17 protein-coding genes and 1 pseudogene are annotated in these 14425 nt (G+C 34.6%); 6 read left to right on the top strand and 12 right to left on the bottom strand.

Annotation, left to right across the window (positions count from 1 at the left end):
* Positions 1-362: pseudogene (locus Q0Y61_RS00835) on the bottom strand (hypothetical protein); the annotation flags it as partial.
* Positions 363-437: 75 nt separating this feature from the next.
* Between Q0Y61_RS00835 and Q0Y61_RS00830 the strand changes: the two are divergent.
* Positions 438-926 carry a peptidylprolyl isomerase gene (locus Q0Y61_RS00830; RefSeq protein ID WP_297809829.1) on the top strand — a complete coding sequence of 163 codons (489 nt, stop codon included), beginning with the start codon at positions 438-440 and terminating at the stop codon, positions 924-926.
* Positions 927-1011: 85 nt separating this feature from the next.
* Here Q0Y61_RS00830 and Q0Y61_RS00825 read toward each other — a convergent pair whose 3' ends face one another.
* The 8 genes from Q0Y61_RS00825 to Q0Y61_RS00790 all read right to left on the bottom strand — a co-directional run bounded on the left by Q0Y61_RS00825 (position 1012) and on the right by Q0Y61_RS00790 (position 8152).
* Entirely contained in the window at positions 1012-2361 is a 1350-nt protein-coding gene (locus tag Q0Y61_RS00825; protein ID WP_297809826.1) for a hypothetical protein, read from the bottom strand.
* 132 nt (positions 2362-2493) lie between these two features.
* On the bottom strand, positions 2494-3090 hold the full coding sequence (locus tag Q0Y61_RS00820; protein WP_297809823.1) for an acetate uptake transporter: 597 nt from the start codon (positions 3088-3090) through the stop codon (positions 2494-2496).
* Positions 3091-3446: 356 nt separating this feature from the next.
* Positions 3447-3923, bottom strand: a complete 477-nt coding sequence (locus Q0Y61_RS00815; RefSeq protein WP_297809820.1) for a DUF411 domain-containing protein — start codon at positions 3921-3923, stop codon at positions 3447-3449.
* 52 nt (positions 3924-3975) lie between these two features.
* The gene (locus Q0Y61_RS00810) at positions 3976-4893 is read right to left on the bottom strand and encodes a hypothetical protein (protein WP_297809817.1); all 918 of its coding nucleotides are present in this window, start codon (positions 4891-4893) and stop codon (positions 3976-3978) included.
* 8 nt (positions 4894-4901) lie between these two features.
* On the bottom strand, positions 4902-5975 hold the full coding sequence (aroC, locus tag Q0Y61_RS00805) for a chorismate synthase (RefSeq protein ID WP_297809814.1): 1074 nt from the start codon (positions 5973-5975) through the stop codon (positions 4902-4904).
* A 15-nt stretch (positions 5976-5990) separates the two neighbouring features.
* Positions 5991-6662: a ribonuclease III gene (rnc, locus tag Q0Y61_RS00800; protein ID WP_297809811.1), complete on the bottom strand. Its 672-nt coding sequence runs from the start codon at positions 6660-6662 to the stop codon at positions 5991-5993.
* Between the two features lies 1 nt (position 6663).
* On the bottom strand, positions 6664-7095 hold the full coding sequence (rnhA, locus tag Q0Y61_RS00795; protein ID WP_297809808.1) for a ribonuclease HI: 432 nt from the start codon (positions 7093-7095) through the stop codon (positions 6664-6666).
* Positions 7070-8152, bottom strand: coding sequence for a tetratricopeptide repeat protein (locus Q0Y61_RS00790; protein WP_297809805.1), 1083 nt, complete (start codon positions 8150-8152; stop codon positions 7070-7072). Before Q0Y61_RS00790 ends, rnhA begins: the two co-directional genes overlap by 26 nt.
* A gap of 102 nt (positions 8153-8254) precedes the next feature.
* Between Q0Y61_RS00790 and dnaG the strand changes: the two genes are divergently transcribed.
* The 4 genes from dnaG to Q0Y61_RS00770 all read left to right on the top strand — a co-directional run bounded on the left by dnaG (position 8255) and on the right by Q0Y61_RS00770 (position 12713).
* Entirely contained in the window at positions 8255-9934 is a 1680-nt protein-coding gene (dnaG, locus tag Q0Y61_RS00785; protein WP_297809802.1) for a DNA primase, read from the top strand.
* Complete coding sequence (locus Q0Y61_RS00780) at positions 9912-10889, top strand: argininosuccinate synthase domain-containing protein (RefSeq protein WP_297809798.1); 978 nt, start codon at positions 9912-9914, stop codon at positions 10887-10889. Before dnaG ends, Q0Y61_RS00780 begins: the two co-directional genes overlap by 23 nt.
* Positions 10890-10891: 2 nt before the next feature.
* Entirely contained in the window at positions 10892-11509 is a 618-nt protein-coding gene (locus Q0Y61_RS00775) for a nitroreductase family protein (protein ID WP_297809795.1), read from the top strand.
* 94 nt (positions 11510-11603) lie between these two features.
* Positions 11604-12713, top strand: coding sequence for a methyl-accepting chemotaxis protein (locus Q0Y61_RS00770; RefSeq protein ID WP_297809791.1), 1110 nt, complete (start codon positions 11604-11606; stop codon positions 12711-12713).
* A gap of 28 nt (positions 12714-12741) precedes the next feature.
* On the opposite strand, the gene Q0Y61_RS00765 is transcribed toward Q0Y61_RS00770, so the two are convergent.
* The 3 genes from Q0Y61_RS00765 to Q0Y61_RS00755 form a co-directional block, all read right to left on the bottom strand.
* Positions 12742-13317, bottom strand: a complete 576-nt coding sequence (locus Q0Y61_RS00765; RefSeq protein ID WP_297809788.1) for a flagellar FLiS export co-chaperone — start codon at positions 13315-13317, stop codon at positions 12742-12744.
* Positions 13318-13499: 182 nt separating this feature from the next.
* Positions 13500-13700 carry a KCU-star family selenoprotein gene (gene kcuS, locus Q0Y61_RS00760; RefSeq protein ID WP_297809784.1) on the bottom strand — a complete coding sequence of 67 codons (201 nt, stop codon included), beginning with the start codon at positions 13698-13700 and terminating at the stop codon, positions 13500-13502.
* 106 nt (positions 13701-13806) lie between these two features.
* The gene (locus tag Q0Y61_RS00755) at positions 13807-14049 is read right to left on the bottom strand and encodes a hypothetical protein (RefSeq protein ID WP_297809781.1); all 243 of its coding nucleotides are present in this window, start codon (positions 14047-14049) and stop codon (positions 13807-13809) included.
* Positions 14050-14139: 90 nt separating this feature from the next.
* On the opposite strand from Q0Y61_RS00755, the gene Q0Y61_RS00750 reads away from it, so the two are divergent.
* Positions 14140-14397, top strand: a complete 258-nt coding sequence (locus Q0Y61_RS00750; RefSeq protein WP_297809778.1) for a helix-turn-helix transcriptional regulator — start codon at positions 14140-14142, stop codon at positions 14395-14397.
* Positions 14398-14425 lie beyond the last annotated feature (28 nt).

Here is a 14425-nt window from a genome sequence, read left to right as displayed (position 1 = left end):
AAATTTGGTGTGGGTAGAATATTGCAATAAATATCTGTAAATCGCTCTACTTCAAGCACAGCTAAATCAAAATTATCGTCTAGTGCCAAAATTTTAGCGTGGCTCAAACAAGCAATAGGCTGCCCTAAAATTTCTGTATGATAAAGCGTAATGTCTTCTGCTCTTTTCTCGTTAAAAACTATCTTTGCGCTCGTTAGCACCAAATTATCATTTATCACGATTCCATAGCCCTCAACATAATCTGGCACTTGCTGGTGAGGCTCTTTAAATTCCGCAACGACTTTAACGCTATTTTGTAGCCATTGGGGGTATTTTGCGTGTGCAAAGAGTGTGAAAAATATCATTAGAACAATTTTTGCCATTTTTGTCCTTTTTGCAATTTTTAATGCTTAAAATACTACAATAAAATCTTTAATTTTACACTAAGGATTTAAAATATGGAATTAAAAGAATTTAATCCCACACAAGAAGAACTTGACTCAATGCAATATGCAATAATTTCTACACAAAAAGGACAAATGAAATTCAAACTTTTTCCGCAGGTCGCACCTAACACAGTTGCAAATTTTACAAACTTAGCCCAAAGTGGATTTTATGATAGTCTAAAATTTCATCGTGTGATTGCTGGATTTGTAGCACAAGGTGGTTGTCCCGAAAGTAGCGGACGAGGAGGACCGGGCTACCATATCAAATGTGAGTTAAAAAACAACCCGCACAAGCACTTAAGAGGCTCACTTTCTATGGCACACGCTGGGAGAGATACAGGAGGAAGTCAATTTTTTATTTGTTTTGCCCCGCAACCACATCTTGATGGCGAACATACGATTTTTGGACAAATTGCACCTAACGATAAAGAAAGTTTGGCGGTATTAGATTCTATTAAACAAGAAGATAAAATTTTAAAGATTACAATCTCTGCAAATTAATCTTTTAATCTTTGCCTATACAACCACAATGCAAAAACAATCAATCCAAAGCATAGAATCTCTATGACAAGAGATTCTAGCACTATCATACACTTTCCAACATATTTTTTAAAAGCACTTCACTTTTAAATAATTGTTCTCTTGTCACTTCATCTAAAGATTCTAAATAACTAACATCTAAGAGTTCTTTTAACTTCCTATTGTTAAGGATTTGCGCAGAATCCTCTGCCTTTGCTCCAAGATTCAATAAAGTATCATTCAATTCTTCTTGATTAAATTCTATCTTGAAACTTTGAATCACTAGCACTTCTACACTACTTGAATTTGCATTTTGGGCTGTTTTTAAGAAAACTGCCTCATTCGTGCCGTTTAAAATCTCATTTAAACTCAAACTTCCATCAAAATTACCATCTTGAGAGATAGAATGGTTAATGAAATCTGCAAGATTATCAATAAACCCTACTTGCTCCAAAAATTTCTTTTGCATTTCCACATTACCGCCAAATTGCTCGGATACAGAAGAATATTCTCCACTCATTAAACTTACGAGAGTTTTGAGATTCACACCCTCATCTAAGCTAATTTTACCATCTCCATCACTATCACTACTCAAATAGCCCATTTTATATGCGGCATCATAATAAAATCCTTTGACATAATCACTTGCCATTTCTAAGCTTCCAAATTGCTCTTTGAGCTTATCTGCATTTTCCTGCGTTAGTGGCACACGCACATTTGTGCCACTAACCTCATCAGTGAATTCTACCGCTAAAATCCCTTGCACACTTTCTGTTGTGGAATCAGCTTGAATTGCTAAAGGATTGTAAGCCGTTTTATCCTGCTCACTTACATTACTTGGCACAATAGGAGAAGTGCTAAAAACAGGTTTATTAAATAGTCCGCTTGTCCTATCTGCCATTCTATTTGCTAACGAATCGTTATCTATGCTTTGTTTAATAATATCTTTTGTTTTTTGGATTTCTTCATCTTCTGCAACATTAGTCGCTTGCTGCAAAACATTAGGAGTGATATTTTGTTCTTTATCTAGCACATTAACGGCAGTTTTTAACGTTGCACTTTGTGCTTTAGCATTCAGTTGGCTTTGTTTTCTTGCTTCACTAGATTCTGAACCCTCACCAATATTAAGCGCATTAGATTCACCATTTTCTGCATCTTTTAAACTCTTTTTTAGGGATTCTACATCTATTTCTTTGGCAATTTCACTGCTCACACTTCCTCTACTTTGTAGTTGTGCAATGGCTTCTTGAATTAATCTCTGTTTCTTGAAATAATCCTCTTGGCTTGAAGTGATACTCAACCGCTCATTTTCAGCAGATTTATTTTCTGGATTCAGGGCTTCTTTCATCCAATCAGAATAATTCACACCCGACATATAAGATTGCACACCAAACTGTTTTGAATACGAATAAGACATTTTATCTCTCCTCAATATCCTTGAAAATTTATCAAATCCTTTGAAAACTATTAAGCAAAAATCATTCCTAAATGTATAAAAAACTGATTGAGTTGCACTCATCCTTAGCCAAAAGCTTAAGGATTTATAAGATTATTGGAATTTCCCCACAGGCAAAACAACTTTGCCAAAATGAATGTTTAATACAGAAGCGCCAGAGGCATAAAAGGACAATATAGCGATACCAAATTCTGAATAGGCTGCTAAACTATGCGCAAATCCCGATACAATACCAAAAGAATCCAAAGACAATCCAATAAATAAAAAATCTATCAAGACAAAAATAAAAAACAAAACCTTATGTGTTTTCATCGCGCCAATCGTCATAAATAATGTAAAAATTAAATAAGATAAAAAAGCAAATCCTAATTGTTTTATATCTGCACTATTAGCCAATTTTTCGCCAAAAACTCCATTTTGGATTAACCAAGTCATTCCCATAGCATACCAAAAAAGCGCATAAGCGCCAAAAGCAGTTGCACCAAATGTATTGTTATGCTTAAAATCATTCAAACACGCAATTAGTTGAGCGGTCGCACCAAGAAAGATTGCCCAAGGGATCACTAAAGAAATACCTGAAGTAATACCAATCTTACTTGAAGAAGCAACCAAAGTAATCACTGCTAAGCCAAATAATCCTAATGCAGAAGGGTCTGCAACCAATACTTTTATCTCTTGAACCTCTCTCATAATGACCTCCTTAAAATGAGTTATCCTACAAAGACTAACAAATTTACTACTCTATGTCAATAAATATATAAAAGAAAGGTTAAAATATTTATTAACAAATATTATAGATTTATCATTTACATTAAAGCAAAATAATAGAATCTTAAATAAAAAACTATTATTTAATTCCATAAATTGTGGATTTGTGTAAAGTTAGTGTTCCGTGATAAAGATATTTTGCGCTGTGGGTAATTTTTGCTCATAAATAAGTTAATTTTGCAAGTGCGTGGAATCTGTGAAACACTTGAGCTCCATAAATAGCTTTTAAGGTAAAACTTAAGAGTTACTACCTAAGAGAGAGTAACTCTTAAGCTACTCTACTTTCCTACCCCACTTTTTAGCATTTTCTCTCCTTTATAAATGCCAAAAACCTTATAACCGCCCCCTTGCATCATTAGCACGACAGGATATTCCTCATAAGTCCCTTGCTCCATTCCCGGACTTCCTTGTGGCATTCCCGGAGTTGAGATACCAATCACATCTTTTGGTGAATTTTTTAGTAGCCATTCTACTGCATCTGCTGGAACGTGTCCCTCTATTGCATATTTTACACCCTTTTGCTCTATTACTCCTGTATGGCAACTCTGATATTTTGGAGCGATTTTAAAATTTTCTTTGACTTTCATAAACAACCCATCATCTTTATGAGATTTCACTTGAAAGCCTTTTGCATTCATATACTTTGCCCATTCTTCACAACAGCCACAAGTAGGACTAGAATACATTTGAATCTCTTTTATGGAATCGCCAAACGCCATACTTGCAAATGCTAATATCCCTATGATTTTTCGCATAACTTTTCCTAAATCAAATTTTAGATAGATTATAGCATAAGCCCCATTGGATTTAAAATATCTTCTCTAGGCTCTCTTTCCATTTTGTCGGACGATTTAAAATTTCTAAGGCACACTTTTGATGAGTTTTACGCAAAGCAAGAGAAGTCAAGATGCAAAAATACTTTAACACTTGATTACAAATAGAATCGCGAGGAAGCAAATATGATTTAGACACACTTAAAATACAAGAGGAAAAACTCTCCAAATTGGCTTTTTGATTGCTTGCAACCTCTAAGGCAATAGCTGGGATTCCACAGGCTAAAATCTCTCCTAAACTCTGCCCACAGGCACAAATACAGAGGTCCATTTGTTGAATTAAATCCACCATTTCTTGCGCAGATAAATCAAAATATACTTTTACGCCTTGCTTTGCAAGTGTAGAATCCTTTGTAATGCAGTGTAGATTTAAATGTGGGTAAGCCTCTCTTAAAGCCATAATCAAAGGTTTATTTAAGCTTAAAATATCTTTCCCTCCAAGTGTGATTAACACATTTTGCACTTTCTGCTTTAAAGGAATTGTTGGGCTTTTCAACGCTTCTATAAAGGGGGGTTGCAACAAACGATAATCACTCCCCAAAAACAAAATATGGTGAGGATATTTTTCCTTATATTTGACAAAATTCACACAACTTGCGTTATTTAATAAAATAGCCTTAGGATAAGAAAGACGCAAAGCATCATCAAAAAACAAGCAAACTTTAGCACATTTTACTGCTTGTTCATAGGATTTTAAAGGCAACACATACGAATCTATTGCAATTAAATCCAATAAAATATTCCCAAGATTTGCTTCCAACTCTTGCGTATCTTTTAACTCTACTTGAAAACCTAGCAATTCCAACTCTGCCTGCAAAGCCCGACAACGACTAATATGCCCAAGTCCAACGCCAAGTTTGCCATCAGCGAAAATCAGCGCATTTTTAGCCACATTCTACCTTAAGAATAAAGTTTTTTTAAATTTTCTAGCTTACTTGTAGCATTGAGTAAAAGCATATCTGCTAAAATGAGTGCAAGACTAGATTCACACACAACACTACCACGCACTGCGATGCAAGGGTCGTGTCTTCCCTTGATTTCGCATTGAACAACATTGCCTTGTATATCTTGTGTGCTTTGCGGTAGAAAAATACTAGGTGTTGGTTTAAAATGCACTTTAAGAATAATCTCCGCACCATTGCTAATACCGCCCAAGATTCCACCGCAATAATTACTAACAAATCCATTTTTGTCCATTGTATCATTGTTTTGCGAGCCTTTTAACTTAGCAGATTCCACACCATTACCAATTTCTACGGCTTTGACACCATTTAAACCTAAAATCAAAGCACCAATAGCAGAATCTAGCTTATAATACAAAGGCTCACCAAGTCCGCAAGGCACACCACTAGCTTGAACCAATGCCACACCTCCTAAGCTGTCGTGCGCTTCTCTTGCGTGTAAAATTGCTTCTTTTTGTGCAGATTCTACTTGTCTATCCAATGCAAAAATTTCACTTTTTTGCGCATTTTGGAAGTCTATTGTTTCCCCCTTAATTGAACCAATATTTAAGATTCCACTTTGCACAACAACACCAAAAGGCTTTAAAAGCATTTTAGCAATCGCACCTGCGGCTACACGCGCACTTGTTTCTCTTGCACTACTGCGCCCCCCACCACGATAATCTCGGATTCCGTATTTATGAAAATAACTCCAATCCGCGTGTCCGGGACGAAATAAATTTTTAATTGAATCATAATCTTTACTTTTATTTGCAGTATTTTGGATAAAGAATCCCAAAGGTGTGCCAGTCGTTTTACCCTCAAACACACCACTTAAAATTCTCACCTCATCAGCTTCCTTGCGCTGGGTAGAATAGAGATTCTTCCCTCCTGCGCGTCTAAGCATTTCAGAAGCAATCCAATCCTCATCAATCTCTAAACCTGATGGCAATCCATCTATCACCGCACCAATCCCTGCACCGTGACTCTCACCAAAAGTCGTAACCCTTAGTGCCTCTCCAAAAGTATTCATTAACTATCCTTTAAGTTATTTTTGTTGCAACATTTCCAAGGCAATCTTTGCACAAATTTGTTGGGCTTCTTTTTTACTTTTACCAAAAGCTTTTGCATATTCTTTGTTTTGAATTTGAACACTCATTAAAAATTCTTTATTATGGTCAGGTCCAAAGGAGTCTAGCACAATATATTCTGGAATAGTCCCAAAGAGAGATTGAGTAAGTTCTTGCAATGCTGTTTTATGGTCATAAAATAGGCTTTTTAAATCAATTTTTGGGTAAATTGTCTCTACCAATTCAAGTACTAACTTACGCACGATTTCTAATCCACTCTCCAAATAAACCGCACCCATAACCGCTTCAAAAGCATTGGAGAGAATAGAATCTTTTTCCCTACCATTATTCTGCTCTTCAGAAGTGGAAATATAGAGATATTTACCAAGATTTAAATGACGAGCTAATTTTGCAAAAGACTTTTCATTTACCATCGAAGCACGCATTTTAGACAACTCTCCCTCTGGAGAATGTGGAAACTTTGTATATAAAAATTCCCCTATAATCAAATCCAACACTGCATCACCTAAAAACTCTAAACGCTCGTTGTGATTGCCTCTCTTAGCACTTTTGTGTGTTAGAGCTTCTTTTAATAAATTCTTCCCTTTAAAGCGATACCCTAAAGTTTGTTCAAAAAGTTTTAATTCCACATCAATCCTTAAAATTTTTAAATTTCAATGCCTCTTCTTTGGCAATCTTATCACAGATTTCATTCTCTGTGTGTCCGCTATGCCCTTTAATCCATTCCACCCTAATTTTATGCGGTTTGGAAACTTTTAAGTAAAGCTGCCAAAGCTCTAGATTTTTAACATTTTTAAAATTTCTTTCTTCCCATTTTGGTAACCATTGACTTAAACCTTCTAAAACATATTTAGAATCACAAACTACCAAAACTTCGCAAGGTTCTTTGAGTGCTTCTAAACCACGAATCAATGCAGTTAGTTCCATTTGATTGTTTGTGGCAATTTCTGCGCCTCCTCTTATAATTTTTTCGTATTTACCATAGCGTAAAATCCCACACCAACCACCACTTCCCGGATTCCCCAAAGAAGAACCATCACAAAAAAGAGTAACGCGCTTCATCTTGCTTTTCCTTTAAAAAAACTCGCGTTTTAAGTGTCAAAAGCTCTTCACAATGTGGGCAATGTTCGGCTGATAATGGAGTGGTTGCTTTGCAAGATTCACACTGGTAATTAAATCCCAAATCCCCTTGAAAACTTTTATGCGTTCGTAAAAGACAAATTGTTTCTAATTCAAAAGTGACTTTTTGCGAAAAACTAAGAGGCAAAATCCCTTTTGCCTCAAAAATATCTTTTAAGATTTTGCTTTGAGGATTTGTCTGCATATTTTGCAATTCTTTTGCTAGATTCTCTGGGATTGCCTCATTGTTAAGATTCCACAATATATCTTGCAATTCCAAAAGAATCTCTTTAGGAATCACTCCCAAACACTCCCAAAAAAGTGTAGGATAAAAATCCTTGAAATAGTTTAAAATCAAACGTGCTAAAAGTGGCTCTTTTTGTAAAAAGACCAATAGTTTCTTAGTAGTTTCCTCACCTTTTTGCTGACTTGAAATCAAGATTTTTGTTTTCAAATAGCACCGATATAATCCTGTGCTACCTTGCATTTCTTCCAAGCAATCCAATGCGTTTAAAGCATCTTTAAATAAACTCAATTTTTCATAAGTTCTAATCAGAGCTTTCAAAACTAAAGGATTTCTTGGAAAATAATGCAATATCTCCAAATAAATTTCCTTAGCACGTAAGGGAAAGCCAGCTTTCTCATATACGATTCCAAGAGATTCTAAAATCGGCACTTTATCCACAGGATTTTTAATAGAATCTAAGAGCGTGACATAAAGACGAATCGCTTTTTCATAATTAGCGCTCTTTTGATACATTTTTGCCATAAATAACAGCGAAGAAGCGGGATTAGGACTTAGAGCTAAAAACTCCTGCACCTCTTTATCAAAGCCGATATAATCAAAACTTCCTATGAATTTGTTTAAAGAATCTTGTCGCTTTTTACTGATTAAATAATTCCAATAATATGCAAAAAGGCTGATAATTCCTATACAGAAAATAAATACTACGATGCCAAAGAGCGGGTCGCGATATTCAAGATTCTCCAAAAAATCCAAATTTTCCCTTTTGTTAAAAATCCCCCAAATTATAACAAAACTTATAGATAATTTTTTGTAAAATATGCGATTTTTAAGTTTATGGGTAATTTTGGAGCAAATTTGATTACACAGCAAAGCATTGAAACTCTCAAAAATCAACTAGATATTTTGGAAGTTGTGAGCCATTATATTGAAGTAAAAAAAATAGGTGGAAGCTATAAAGCCTGTTGCCCTTTTCACCAAGAAAAGACACCAAGCTTTGTGCTAAATGCCAACAAAGGATATTTTCATTGCTTTGGCTGTGGGGCAAGTGGGGATTCTATTAAATTTGTAATGGATTACGAAAAGTTTAATTATGTGGAAGCATTAGAAAAACTAGCGCAAATTTATAATGTTCATTTAGAATACACGGACAAAATTAAAAAAAATGATGATTTTAAAATCTTAGACTTTATGAATCAGTATTATCAATCTATGTTAAATAATGAAACAGAATCCTATATCAAAGAACGTGGAATTACATTAGAAACAAAAGTGCGCTTTGAACTAGGCTATGCCCCAAACAACTATGAGATTATGGCTCATTTGCAACGCAACTTTATCAATCTCCAAGATGCGCTTAACGTGGGAATTCTTGGGGCAGATATAGAAAATGGCACTAAACGATACTATGCTAGACTTACACAACGTCTAATTTTCCCTATTCGCTCTGCACAAAACAAAATCATAGGCTTTGGCGGACGCACATTAAGCAACCACCCAGCAAAATACATTAACTCTCCTCAAACGAAATTTTTTAATAAATCTCAAGTTCTCTATGGCTACCCACAGGCTAAAGAGACCATTTATCGCCTAAATGAAATCATCATTACAGAGGGTTATTTAGATGTTATTATGCTTCATCAAGCAGGTTTTAACAATGCGGTTGCGACTCTAGGCACTGCTCTGACGCGTGAGCATTTGCCTTTACTTGCTAAAAACAATCCCAAAGTCCTCTTAGCCTTTGATGGGGATAATGCGGGAATGAATGCGGCTTTTAAAGCTGCAAATCTCTTAAGTTTAGCAAACAAAGAGGGGGGGGTTGTGCTTTTTGATAATGGACTAGACCCAGCAGATATGGTTAAAAATGGGGAAATTGAAACGCTAAAAAGCCTTTTTAGCGCACCTATTCCATTGATTGACTATGTATTAGATACGATTTTAAAGCAATTTGATTTAAAAAATGCTGTGCAAAAAGATGCTTGTTTAAAGGAATCTTTAGCTTATTTACACCAACTTTCTCCTGTGATTCAAGAAGAATACAAAACTTGGCTTGCACAAAAGCTTAATTTACCTGTGCATTTAATTAAAACCCATTCCACAATAAATTCCATTCCACAAAATCTATATCCAAAGACCAAAAGTAGTCAAAGCGACTTTTATGGATTGGCGGAAAAAATCATTATTAAAAGTATTTTAGAAAATATGAGCCTATTGGATTTTGTATTAAATTATCTAGAACCACAAATGTTTCATTCTGAAAAACTTGCATACCAAAAATTACTTCAAGGCGAGTTAGAATCCTCTGAATTAATTGGAATCCTGCTAGATTCTAAAATCAAACCCCAAACTAAAGAAAGTTTAAAACAACAAATGATTATGATTCTATACCGATATTATAATGAGCAGAAAAAATCTCTTCTGCAAGACAATTCTCTCTCATTAAGGGAAAAATCATTTTTATTAAGGAAACTTCAAAAATACTTAGAAGATTTAAAAAAAGGAGATTTGACACTTTATGAAAGCACTAGCACTTTTTAGTGGCGGGCTAGATAGCTTACTTGCGATTAAAATCATCAAAGATTTAGGCATAGAAGTTTTAGCTTTACACTTCAACATAGGCTTTGGCGCAAAAAGAGATAAAAGTGAAATTTTGCGCCAAAGATTAGAGCAAGTGGGCGTAGAATTAGAAATTGTGGATATTCGGCGACAATTTTTTGATGAGATTCTCTTTAAACCCAAGTTTGGCTATGGAAAATATTTTAATCCTTGCATTGACTGCCACGCAAATATGTTTTCTCATGCATTAACAATGTTAGAATCGCGAAAGGCAAGCTTTGTCATCAGCGGGGAAGTGCTGGGACAACGTCCCAAAAGCCAACGCGCAGAAGCTTTAGGGCAAGTAGAAAATCTCTGTGAGGCGAATGGACTTATTGTGCGCCCATTGTGCGCGAAACTTTTGCCACCTACGATTCCAGAACAAAAAGGTTGGATTCCTAGAGAAAAACTCCTTGATATTAGCGGTAGAGGGAGAGAAAGGCAGTTGCAACTTGTAAAGGAATATGGCATAGAGTATTATGAGCCTCCCGGTGGAGGTTGTTTGCTCACAGAGACCTCCATTGCAAATAAGCTAAAAGATATTCAATTGCATCGCCAAATTGTCTTTGAAGATATGGAATTGGTCAAATTTGGACGTTATATGATTTTGCCTGATGGGGGACGTTGTGTCATTGCAAGAAATGAAGAAGAAAACCAAAAATTAAACTTTTATCACCCCAAAATGACACAAATCAAATTAATAGATTGCATTGGTCCTTTGGGACTTGTGGAGAATGATGCAAGCGCAAAAGATAAAAGTCTTGCAATCTCTCTTACCCTGCTCTATGGCAAAACCAAAGCAAACCAACCTTATAAAGTGCATTTTGAGGGTAAAGAAATAGAATCAGTTGCTTTTGAAAGTAAAGAAAAAGCACAACAATTTTTTATTAAGGAATGAAAATGAAACCAACCCAACAAATCTTTCAACAAGTTATTTTAAATCGCTATTCTTGCCGTTCTTTTAGGGATTCTACAATTTCACAAGAATCTTTAGAATATATTTTAGAAGCAGGTCGTCTCTCCCCTAGCTCACTCGGTTTGGAGCCGTGGAGATTCTATGTAGTCCAAGATAAAGACAAAAAAGTAGAAATTTCAGCCATTGCAAACCACCAAAATCACGTGGAAAATTGTGGAGCAATTCTTATCCTCACTGCACGTCTTGACTTTGGAGAATACTTTGTTTCTAAACTCAAATCACGTAAAATGCCACAAGCAGAAATAGAAAAAAGAATCACACTTTATAAACCTTTTATTGATAAGATGGATTTAGAGCAAAAATTACATTATGCAAGAGAGCAAGTCTTTTTAGCATTGGGCAATTTAGCAAATGCCACAAGTGCTTTAGGGCTTGGGTCGTGTATCATTGGTGGGTTTGATTCTGATAAGTTAGATAAATACTTAAAGCTAGATACCACAAAAGAACGAAGTGTTATTCTACTAATCATTGGAGAAAAAACATCTGATGAGATTCCATTAAAAATACGGAATCCTAAAGAAGAAATCATAAAATTTTTATAAACTTTTAACATTCCAGTGGAATTTTATTGTTTTTTAGATACAATATTAAATTTTATGTTAATCTAGATAAAATAATTAAAGTAAGGGGTCGTTGATGTTTAGCAACAACAAAAGAGAACAAGAGCTTATAGCAGAAAATAAAGCATTGCATTCAAAAATTGAACAGCTTGAAAATGCACTACGCAAATGTGTTGAAAAAAAAGATGAACACGAAGCAATGTTAGCAAAATTTCAAACAGACGAAATTTATATAAAAACATTCAATAAAATTTTAGATATGCTTACTAATTCTTCTTCTAAACATCTTAAAATCCTTCAAGATAATTTTGCTTCCTCTGTTGAAATGTTACAAGATATAAAAAAGAATTCAGTAGAAAGTGCTAGACAGACAAACTCCCTTGAAGAAGGAATCACAAGCAGTGTTTCTAGTGTAACAGAAAAGCTCAATAACTTGCAATCTATGATATTACAAGTCTATCAGGATTTAGATTCCATTAGTAATGTAATTAATCTCATTACAGATGTTAGCGACCAAACTAACTTGCTTGCACTCAACGCTGCGATTGAAGCAGCCCGTGCTGGAGAACACGGAAGAGGTTTTGCGGTCGTAGCTGATGAAGTGCGCAAACTAGCAGAAAGAGCGCAAAAGGCAACAAAAGAAATTGAAATGAATATCCAAGTTGTTCGCCAAAATTTCTCTGAAGTGCAAACTTCTACCGCAGAAATGGTAGATGAAATGGAACATGTCAATGGTGAAGTTGCAAAGTTTGCGCAAGTAGGAGAAACTTCTATGAATGTGAGACAAAACTCTGTAAATATCCTAGATACTACTTTCATTGGACTCGTCAAATTAGACCATTTGCTTTTCAAAATTAATGGCTACAAAGCCATTATCAATGATGATAAAGAAATCACTCTTTCAAATCATCACGACTGCAGACTTGGAAAATGGTATGAGCAAGGGAATGGCAAAGAAATATTTAGCCAATTACCAAGTTATGGTAATTTAGAATCTCCTCACGATAATGTGCATACTTCGTTTAAAAAAGCATTGGATATATTTAGAGACAAAGGTTTATTAGAATCAAGTGAAGAAATCTTATCTCTGCTTAATGCAGGAGAAATTGCATCCGATGAAGTTGTGGAAATATTAGATAAAATTCTAGATGAAAAAATGACTACTAGAAATGATGCGAAAGCTTAATAATCTTTTGCATCATTTACCTTATCTGTTATCCAAACAAACCCTTTAAAGAGTTTGCGTCAAAATTCTCAAAATCAAATTCTTGAGTGCTTGATGCGCTAATTGGCAAACTTGCCTTTTCAATCAAACCGCTAATTTGCCCCATTTTTTGCATAATCTCATTATGTTTATTGGCTAAACCCTTACTAATAGAGCCTTCCATTTGACTTGGAAATGGCAGAGAGAGTGAAACATTTTCTCCAGCAAGACTTAGCGTAAGCTCTCTACCAAATAAAGATTCTCCTTTAAATTGAGCTGCTTTGGCTGTGTTGTCTAGTTGCGCAACATTCTCTCCACTACTTTTGATTTGATTCCCCAAACCATTTAGAGTCATATCTGCGATTTGCATTGCACCAATCATTTCATTTGCACCCTTGATACCATCACTAAATTTACGAATCTCTAAAGCAATTTGCGATAACTCTGGTAATTCTTGCGCTTCTTGAGTATTATTAAATTCCACGCCCTGTATTTGTGCTTCTTGAGCTATTGTTGGCTTTAAAGCTTCTACTTGTGGATTTGGATAAATATTCCCGATTCCATAGGGATTTACTGATGACAGCATTTAAACTCCTTTTAAATTTTTAAAATTTAAAAAGCATTTATCATTCCACTTTTATAAGAATCAATAATCAAAATATAAATTTTATGATTTTATCCTCACGAGTTTTTATATTTAAGTCATAAAAAGTGGGTTTGAAATTTTATGCCTTGCTTTGTATCCATAAACCTTATGGCTCTAGCTTATCAGCATTTATTTCGCCCCGCACCATATTTGGCTTCCATTGCTTCTTTAAAAAACTCTCTTTGGGATTTTGGAATCTTATCAGGGTGATTTTGCCGCATATGTTCAACATATTTGTCATAACTTGGCATACCCACAAGTAAATGAAAGAATCTATCAGATTTTTTATAAAGTGCTTTTAAAGTTGCGACAATTCTTTTCATATAATATCCTTAAATTTGCATTGTAAGGTATTTATGATTAAAAAAATATAAGAAAAAGATATAAAAGGGGTGCAGTGGATAAATGAGTATAAATCTCACAAGAGATTTATTTTGTTACCTCATCAAGTTTTTTATTTACCTTGCCTTTTGCAGTCTCAACTACTTGATTCTTGGATTCTTGGATAATTTGATCGCTTTTCTTCCCAGATAGTATTCCACTAACTGCATTAGTTCCAATCTTTGCTGCTTCATTCTTAGTATTTTTTACCACATCGTTATTCTCATTTGCTGCAATTCCTAAGGTTGTAAGCATTGCAACCAAACTAACCAAAAGACATAAATTTTTCATTTTAACTCCTTTATATTATCCTATAGGATATAGATATTAAGATTGTATCAATATAGAGTTTAAATATTACTTAATCCTATAGGATAAATAATGAAAGAAGAAAAACTCTGTGATATTCAAAAAGATGAAATTTTAAATTTTTATCAAAATATTTCAAAGATTGTCCGCGAAACAAGAGAAGCAAAAGGGATTTCGCAGCTTGATTTAGCACTAGAAATTGGTATAAAGTCAGTGGCTTTTTATTCAAATTGTGAATGTTGTAGATATGGAAAACATTTTAATTTAGAACATTTATATAAAATATCTAAAGTATTAGATGTGGATATATGTAGTTTTTTAAAAACATAGAATCCAAAAGGAGAAAGACCCTTTGGAT

Source organism: uncultured Helicobacter sp. (assembly GCF_947367035.1).
Classification (GTDB): domain Bacteria; phylum Campylobacterota; class Campylobacteria; order Campylobacterales; family Helicobacteraceae; genus Helicobacter_D.
This window is presented reverse-complemented; position numbering and strand designations above follow the sequence as displayed.

Bases quoted from the DNA above. Each gene is read 5' to 3' on its own strand.
- Q0Y61_RS00830 (WP_297809829.1), top strand. From the start codon at position 438: ATGGAATTAAAAGAATTTAATCCCACACAAGAAGAACTTGACTCAATG.
- Q0Y61_RS00825 (WP_297809826.1), bottom strand. From the start codon at position 2,361: ATGTCTTATTCGTATTCAAAACAGTTTGGTGTGCAATCTTATATGTCG.
- Q0Y61_RS00820 (WP_297809823.1), bottom strand. From the start codon at position 3,090: ATGAGAGAGGTTCAAGAGATAAAAGTATTGGTTGCAGACCCTTCTGCA.
- Q0Y61_RS00815 (WP_297809820.1), bottom strand. From the start codon at position 3,923: ATGCGAAAAATCATAGGGATATTAGCATTTGCAAGTATGGCGTTTGGC.
- aroC (WP_297809814.1), bottom strand. From the start codon at position 5,975: ATGAATACTTTTGGAGAGGCACTAAGGGTTACGACTTTTGGTGAGAGT.
- rnhA (WP_297809808.1), bottom strand. From the start codon at position 7,095: ATGAAGCGCGTTACTCTTTTTTGTGATGGTTCTTCTTTGGGGAATCCG.
- Q0Y61_RS00780 (WP_297809798.1), top strand. From the start codon at position 9,912: ATGAAAGCACTAGCACTTTTTAGTGGCGGGCTAGATAGCTTACTTGCG.
- Q0Y61_RS00775 (WP_297809795.1), top strand. From the start codon at position 10,892: ATGAAACCAACCCAACAAATCTTTCAACAAGTTATTTTAAATCGCTAT.
- Q0Y61_RS00770 (WP_297809791.1), top strand. From the start codon at position 11,604: ATGTTTAGCAACAACAAAAGAGAACAAGAGCTTATAGCAGAAAATAAA.
- Q0Y61_RS00765 (WP_297809788.1), bottom strand. From the start codon at position 13,317: ATGCTGTCATCAGTAAATCCCTATGGAATCGGGAATATTTATCCAAAT.
- kcuS (WP_297809784.1), bottom strand. From the start codon at position 13,700: ATGAAAAGAATTGTCGCAACTTTAAAAGCACTTTATAAAAAATCTGAT.
- Q0Y61_RS00755 (WP_297809781.1), bottom strand. From the start codon at position 14,049: ATGAAAAATTTATGTCTTTTGGTTAGTTTGGTTGCAATGCTTACAACC.
- Q0Y61_RS00750 (WP_297809778.1), top strand. From the start codon at position 14,140: ATGAAAGAAGAAAAACTCTGTGATATTCAAAAAGATGAAATTTTAAAT.